At 33.8% G+C, this 7,248-nt stretch carries 11 protein-coding genes and 1 pseudogene; 7 read left to right on the forward strand and 5 right to left on the reverse strand.

Annotation, left to right across the window (positions count from 1 at the left end):
• The 7 genes from AC1DTM_RS15040 to AC1DTM_RS15070 all read left to right on the forward strand — a co-directional run.
• Positions 1–516: tetratricopeptide repeat protein (locus AC1DTM_RS15040; RefSeq protein WP_477000426.1), on the forward strand; the 516-nt coding region annotated here is incomplete at its 5' end.
• Positions 517–582: 66 nt separating this feature from the next.
• Entirely contained in the window at positions 583–762 is a 180-nt protein-coding gene (locus tag AC1DTM_RS15045; RefSeq protein ID WP_002158456.1) for an H-type small acid-soluble spore protein, read from the forward strand.
• Positions 763–950: 188 nt separating this feature from the next.
• Entirely contained in the window at positions 951–1,286 is a 336-nt protein-coding gene (locus AC1DTM_RS15050) for an antibiotic biosynthesis monooxygenase family protein (protein ID WP_016104431.1), read from the forward strand.
• A gap of 2 nt (positions 1,287–1,288) precedes the next feature.
• Positions 1,289–1,882 carry a dienelactone hydrolase family protein gene (locus tag AC1DTM_RS15055; RefSeq protein WP_016104430.1) on the forward strand — a complete coding sequence of 198 codons (594 nt, stop codon included), beginning with the start codon at positions 1,289–1,291 and terminating at the stop codon, positions 1,880–1,882.
• 11 nt (positions 1,883–1,893) lie between these two features.
• A complete protein-coding gene (locus AC1DTM_RS15060; protein ID WP_016104429.1) occupies positions 1,894–2,217 on the forward strand; it encodes a hypothetical protein in 324 nt (107 codons plus the stop codon).
• A gap of 653 nt (positions 2,218–2,870) precedes the next feature.
• On the forward strand, positions 2,871–3,281 hold the full coding sequence (locus AC1DTM_RS15065) for a hypothetical protein (protein ID WP_002011979.1): 411 nt from the start codon (positions 2,871–2,873) through the stop codon (positions 3,279–3,281).
• Positions 3,282–3,355: 74 nt separating this feature from the next.
• Complete coding sequence (locus AC1DTM_RS15070; RefSeq protein WP_016104428.1) at positions 3,356–3,943, forward strand: VanZ family protein; 588 nt, start codon at positions 3,356–3,358, stop codon at positions 3,941–3,943.
• A gap of 83 nt (positions 3,944–4,026) precedes the next feature.
• Here AC1DTM_RS15070 and AC1DTM_RS15075 read toward each other — a convergent pair whose 3' ends face one another.
• The 5 genes and pseudogenes from AC1DTM_RS15075 to AC1DTM_RS15095 all read right to left on the reverse strand — a co-directional run bounded on the left by AC1DTM_RS15075 (position 4,027) and on the right by AC1DTM_RS15095 (position 7,118).
• Positions 4,027–4,197 (reverse strand): DUF3951 domain-containing protein, encoded by a 171-nt coding sequence (locus AC1DTM_RS15075; RefSeq protein WP_016104427.1) that lies wholly within the window; start codon positions 4,195–4,197, stop codon positions 4,027–4,029.
• A 62-nt stretch (positions 4,198–4,259) separates the two neighbouring features.
• Positions 4,260–4,571 carry an AzlD domain-containing protein gene (locus AC1DTM_RS15080; RefSeq protein ID WP_016104426.1) on the reverse strand — a complete coding sequence of 104 codons (312 nt, stop codon included), beginning with the start codon at positions 4,569–4,571 and terminating at the stop codon, positions 4,260–4,262.
• Entirely contained in the window at positions 4,562–5,266 is a 705-nt protein-coding gene (locus AC1DTM_RS15085; RefSeq protein ID WP_206771738.1) for an AzlC family ABC transporter permease, read from the reverse strand. Before AC1DTM_RS15085 ends, AC1DTM_RS15080 begins: the two co-directional genes overlap by 10 nt.
• A 34-nt stretch (positions 5,267–5,300) precedes the next feature.
• Positions 5,301–5,641 (reverse strand): annotated as a pseudogene (locus tag AC1DTM_RS15090) (TrmB family transcriptional regulator); the annotation flags it as partial.
• Positions 5,642–5,819: 178 nt separating this feature from the next.
• Positions 5,820–7,118, reverse strand: coding sequence for an NtaA/DmoA family FMN-dependent monooxygenase (locus AC1DTM_RS15095; protein ID WP_477000427.1), 1,299 nt, complete (start codon positions 7,116–7,118; stop codon positions 5,820–5,822).
• Positions 7,119–7,248 lie beyond the last annotated feature (130 nt).

The following is a 7,248-nucleotide window of genomic DNA, read 5'->3' on the forward strand; positions in this document are numbered from 1 at the left end:
ATTTTATCTTACCAAAAAGTCATTACAGCTGATAAAGAAAAATATTTATATTACATAAAAAAATCGGAGCAATTCGCCATTTTTACAGAAGATACTTTATCCATTGCTATTATTGATCTTTTAAAAGCTTACTACTACAACACAATTACTAATGAGTATACAATTGCATTAGAACACCTAGAACAATTTCGAGAAAAACTTAAAGATGAACCAATTTTTCAAGACGATGGATTGTATTATCTTGAAAAAGGAAAAGCTTTATACGGCTTAAAACGTTATGAGGAGGCTTTACAAACATTGCAACGTGGTATCATGCCGGATTATATGAACCATCCACTTGATCAAGCGTGGCTTACAACAGCTGGTGCATATCGTGCCCTTTGTTATGTAAAACTTAACGATAAAAAAAGGGCTCTGGAGGAAATAACAGAAGCACATGAAATCATACAGTCCTATCCTGATTCCACCTTCTCTTCATTTATTAAAGAAATATTACAAATAATACAAAAACTTTAAGAATGTCTCGAAATGGTATATTATTCCTCTTTTTTAGCAAAGATAATAATGATGGGAGGAATATAAATGAATATACAACGCGCAAAAGAGCTTTCTGTGTCATCAGAACTTGCTAATGTCAATTTTCAAGGCATGCCTGTTACGATTCAACACGTCGACGAAAGCAACGAAACCGCCCGCATATATGAAGTGAAAAATCCAGGACGCGAATTAACAGTTCCAGTTAATAGCTTAGAGGAAATATAAAAAATGCCACTTCTTTTTTTTGAAGTGGCATTTTCTTACTTTAGATTACTTAATATAAATCCCTTCTATCCTCTGTTTTACAACACCTAAAAAAAAATAAGAATCTTCTACTTCTTTTCTTTTTTTAACCTGCTAAAATACAAACTATGAATTAATTATTCGCACTTATACATTAAGGGGGAAAAATAATGAAATATGATTTAGAAAAAAACAAGCCCTATTATGCAGTTATATTCACTTCTAACCTATCAAATGATACAACAGATTATAGTAACGTTTCCGAAAAAATGGATGACCTTGCGAAACAGCAACCTGGATTTTTAGGTGTCGAAAGCGCACGTGATAATTCTGGACTCGGAATTACAATTTCTTATTGGGAGTCACTTGAAGCAATTGAAAATTGGAAAAGGAACGCCTTACATAAAGAAGCGAAAAAAAGAGGCCGTGAGCAATGGTATGAAAACTTCCATCTGCGTATCTGCCTTGTTGAGAAAGAATATAAGTTTCATAGAGGTACATTGTAACTATGAAGAAAAAATCAGCTCTCGTTGTTGTTCATGAAATATACGGTGTAAATGATCATATGCAGCACGTTATAGACCGCTTCACTTCATCTCATATAGATGTATTTTGTCCTAACCTTCTACAATTACAACATGCATTTCATTATAGTGATGAAGAAAAAGCATATCAGCATTTTATGAATCACATTGGATTTGATGATGGAAAAGAGCAAATTGAAGAACTCATTACTAACCTTTCCTGTAGTTACACACATATTGGACTTATCGGTTTTAGCGTTGGAGCGACAATTGTTTGGCTCTGTAGTAACAATTCAAAAATAGATTTTATCATTGGGTGTTACGGTTCCCGTATACGTGACTATATTCATATTAAACCTACATGTGCTACCTTACTTATTTTTCCTGAACAAGAAGCTAGTTTTTCAGTATCCTCTTTAATCCAAACATTGCAGCAACAAAATAATCCTTTATTAGAAATAAATCAACTACACGGTGAACATGGATTTTTAAATCCGTACACTGAAAAATATAACGAGCACTCTACAAAGCAAGCATACAACCTAATAGATTCGTTTCTTACGCAAACAATATTATAAAGGAGTTTGACATGTCACTAACATTACTATTGCTCATATTCATAATAATTCCCTTCATTTCAGCATTAGCTCTCATTTTTATGACAATTAAAAAAGGAACTTTTTTAACACGACCCTACTTACAATCATTCATCGTATGTGCTCTATTTTTTGCGAATTGGATATTATATTTAACAAATTTTTATTCATTACTACCTGAGAAAGTTAGTCGATTTATGTTTCTACCTATTTGGTTTTTCCTTTGCATTTTAGGCTTTATCGTTTTCGCACGCGAATGGAAGAACAATCGTATTTTTTCCATCTCTATCGGTTTTCTTTCTTTTATCCCGCATTAACGGGCAGTAAGACTCCCACCTCAAAATTCGGCTGAAGCAAAGAAGTTAGGTGAGAGATTAACTGCCCGTAAACGCCCGATTGGTTCAACTAATAATCAGTGGGGGATGAACCCCCCCACTGATTAAAGTTTCACTTTATTAGTTTTCTATTTGGATTATTGTTTTTAGTTCTTTCGGGAATGTGACTGTGAAATGGTAGTAAAAACCTAATCACTTTATTTCATTAACAGCTTTGACCTGAACTTGGTATAATACCAAGTTCGGGTCTTTTAATTTCTCCTTAATTTTTATGTAATTATTATATCTCATCTATTTTACACTCTCTTCTTGAAATCATTCCACAATCTTTTCAACTTAGAAATTCATAGTACTAAAGAATTGTTCAGCTGCTTCATTCTCCTCAATATACTTTTGAAGTCGTATATTCATGATCCCCATATAATCATACCAATTTTAATCAATTCATTAATCATTTTTTAACAATTGAACTATCTTATCTTAAACAAATTGAAACTATATGGCATTTTCTTAATGATTGTAAAACCATTGTAAAAATTATAAATCTTTATATCTTATTATTTACACATAGAGTTAAACGGATTATTCTCTTTATTGAGAAGGCCCCTCAATAATAAAATAACAGGGAGGAAAACATGAAAACAAAAATTTTTTCTATTATTACAGCTTTAACTTTAATGACATGTTTCGCTATACCAACATTAGCAGCATCTAGTAGTTACAGTTTTAAAATGGACTATCGAGTGGTGGATGGTAGTAAAAACAAACAGTTCCACACACTGTCTAAAGGAAGTGTATATATCAATGGCAGCGCATATGTATATTCTACTGATGGAGGAGCGATGGGACCTTACGATGTAAAATATACTCTGTACAGATCTGCATGGGGTTCGGACCCTAGTTATGGAACAGTTAATGGCGGCATAAATAAATCTTTCTCTGGTGCATACAATGTTGATACAAATTCAAATGAATACTACTTATTTATTTGGAAAACAAATGACGATGGACAGAATGTAAAAGGGAACGGAAAAATATCTAATTAAAATATTGCTACTAAACTATGATGTCTAATAATAGACATCATAGTTTAAATATGAAAATATAAGGKATTTTAAACATGCTAATTGACTTTGATGGTTTTATTCTTATTGGAGCATTTATTATATGGTTATTTTTACTCCTCTTTTTTAAGTTACACCTAAAAAAGAGGAACATGTACTTACTATTTTTTTCAATATTTTATTTGTACCTTTGTGTAGTACTTAATTATACCCAATTCCCAATTATTATAGATGAAAATATGAAAAAAGAAATTGGACAAAATGTTTGGAGAGATGCTAATTTTATACCATTCAACGCGGAGCATTTCGCTATAACAACATCATTACTTAATATACTACTAACAATTCCTTTTGGCTTTGGTTTTCCTTACATAAAAAAGACGAATTTCAAACAAGTTGTTTTATCAGGAATTGTCTTAGGGTTCTTGTTAGAAAATCTACAACTTTTATCAGCACTTTATGCCGGATTCACTTTTCGATATGTCGATATAAACGATGTAATTTTTAACTGTATGGGTGTCATTTTAGGGTATGGTATATCAAAAGGCTTTACCCTTGTGTATAGAACATTTATACACAAATTTGATATTAAATTGAATTCCTTTTTAAGATATATTTATGAAACGAACAATTCCTCAACATGACTTCCCTTTTACATTAGCATGTTCTATAACGTTTTATAGAACATTATAAAGCAAGAAAAATAGAAGAAAGAAAAGCCCAACATTCAACTTTTCTTCCTTCTATTTTTATCTTTAGATTTCACTGTCACTGATTCACAAGGTGTATAATAAATTTGAGGTGTCGCCTTATCAACAAACATCATAAACGTAATAAAAACGATAATAAAGAAAATGAATACCGTTAATAAAATAGCGCCTATCGTTAAAAGTATCATAACACCACCCCTMTATATTTCATGTTATTACACCTTTCGCTATTATATGAGCTGAATCCTTTTTAGAAAAATAAACGTAACAAAATAATTACAATGACTCCAGTTAATACTGTTCCTAATAAACTACGAGTATATATCGCTACGAAAAATGTTGGAATTGCCGCTATGATATAATCCCACTGCACTGTCTCATGCATAAATAATACTTGCGCTAAAAGTGCTGCTAATATCGCAATCGGTATGTAATTTAACCATCTTAAGCCCCAATCTGGAATTTGCAGTTTGCTAAATACGAGAAGAGGTAATATACGAGGCACAAGTGTAACTGCTCCTGCCGCTAGTAAAAGTAATAATATATCTAATCTTATTTCCACTTCTCAATCACCACCCCTATAGTAGCAGCTAACAGCGTTGCGATAATAACTGCTATGCTATCTGGCATAAACAAGTGTGAAACGTATGCAATAACAATAGCTACAATCGCAACAGTAAGATGAATTGCTAGTTTCGGTTTACTACTTATAAGCTGGAGAACAAATAATCCAATAAACATTGCTGGTAAGGCATAATCCATCCCGTACGTATGAGGATCTGGTATCCATTCACCAAAGAGTCCACCAATAATTGTAGCGATAATCCAATTTAAATATGCTGTTACGTTTAATCCTAGCATCCACTTTTCACCTAAATAACCTTTTTGTGCTGCTTGCTGCACTGCAACGCCGAAAGTTTCATCTGTAATTTGCGAACCGATTATTAAGTTTTTAAATAGAGGAATTTTCGTGAAGTAGGGCGCAAGCGCAGCGCTCATTAAAAGGTGCCGTAGATTAACAAAAAATACGGTAAAAATGATTGCCGAAGCAGGAGCACCGGCAGCATACATACCTGCTAATATAAATTGAGCAGAACCTGCATAAATTAAAGTGGACATAAAAGCAATTTCAATGATGGAGAAACCAGCTGTTTTCGCAATTACACCAGCCGCTATACCAATGCTCAAATATCCAAATACAGTTGGTAAACAATCCTTTACACCTTGTTGAAATGTATCATCGCTCTGTAATGTCATATGTGCTTGAGCTTTATTCACCTTTCTCTCCCTCCATTTCTTCCATACTACGTTTTCCTGTTACGACATGAACTAAATCTATACTTACATCCATTTGTCGCTCCTGTTCTAAATAATTTAATTTTGGTTTAACAATTCAAAGGATCTTTCAAAAGCTTTTCGCATTCGATCCATTAATCCCTTAGCTGCTACAGGTACATATTTTACTGGTTCAGAAGGAACTAAATGCACTGCGCCTTTATCCATCAACTTGCCGAGCACCTCGTAAATCATGGAACGAGGTACGCCTGTTTGTTTACTCACTTCATAACCAGTTGCTAGGTAATGTTTTAATAAACCTATATAAGCTTTACATTCATACTGGGAGAACCCAATTCCTTTATTATTTCATCCCTCACAATCTATATAGCTCTAATTCCATTTTCTGATAGTAGTTATTGTTATAACTACTAATATAGAAAAGAAGTCCCTTACAGTCAACTGATGATTCTGAATTTTTAAACCGAAATAAAAAAGCCTTCTTTTTAAAGGCTTTTTGTACATAATGTTCCTATTATTTTAACTGCAAACAATTTGATATATTACTCTCCAAATGCTCACGTAAAGTTGAACCTGTATACTCTTCTCTAAATACACCTGCTCTTACGAATAAAGGAATCACTTCACTAAAGAATAAATCCAATGATTTTGAAGGACCGCCTGGAATTGCAATGAATCCATCTAGTGCCCCTGCTTCAAATCTTTCCATAATTTGTTTAAAAACGTCTTGTGGTGTGCCAATAGCGACCCAATGAGCAGAACCAACAACTTCTGGTCGTTCTAGTATTTGCTCAACAGTTGGTTCATTTTTTATGATGAAATTCCGTAATAATTCCGCATGTGTTTTACTACGTACAGTTTGATCTCTACTTGGTAGCATATGTTCAGTAACCTTACTTTCTAATGATATCCCTCTAACATCTAATCCGAGAACCATTTCGAGTAAAGCGTACCTCTTCTCTTTTGTAAGATGTTGATGAGCTTGCCTGTGCATTTCTAGCGCTTCTTCATATGAATCACCAATAAAGAAATATAAACCAGGCAATATACGTATATCATCTTGCTTTCGGCCATGCTTTTCTGCTCTTCTTCTTAAATCTTGACGAAGTTCGATTCCTGACTCTACATCTGGCATCGCGGCGAAAATTGCATCCGCAACAGAAGCAGCGAAATTCCGGCCAGACTCTGACGCACCCGCTTGAAATAAAGGCATTTYCCCAGAAATATGTTGCGGAACATTAAGTGGACCTTTCACCTCAAAGTGTTCCCCACTATGCTCAATTGGCTGTACCATTTCTCTAATTACGTCTGCGTTATCTACTTTCAAAACTTCATAAGGATGACTCTTCCAAAGTTTTCTTACTAACTCTGTACATTCTGCCGCTTTCGCGTATCGTTCCTCGGATGGTGGCATCCCTGCCTCACCAAAGTTTTCAGCACCATCAATTGATGTGACAATGTTCCATCCTACTCGGCCGTTACTAATCCAATTTAAAGATTGTAGTTGCCTTGCTAGTATATATGGTGGATAAAAGGATGTTGAAGCGGTCGTAACGACTCCAATCTTTTCTGTTGCATAAGCGATAGCAGTAAAAAGTAATGTTGGATCTAAAATTACATTCCCCTTATTACGTGCAATTAAATCTGGATGTGCCACTAAATAATCTGCTTTAAAAACAAAATCTAACTTAGCCTTCTCTGCCAGTTGTGCTAACTCTACTTGTTCATCGATTCCTGAATCAAACTTATTCTCTTCTTCTTTCTTTCTAGAAATCAAACATAACCCAATGCAAAGCTGTTTTTTTGTAGACATATGTACACACCTTCCCCTTAGTTTTTAATTCACCTAGTTAAACAAGTGATACGACCATCGCAGCTTCTATTCTTATTAAAGATAAAATGATATTGATAATCATTATCATTTTATGATGTAACTATAATAA

Source organism: Bacillus sp. P4_D3 (assembly GCF_056401855.1).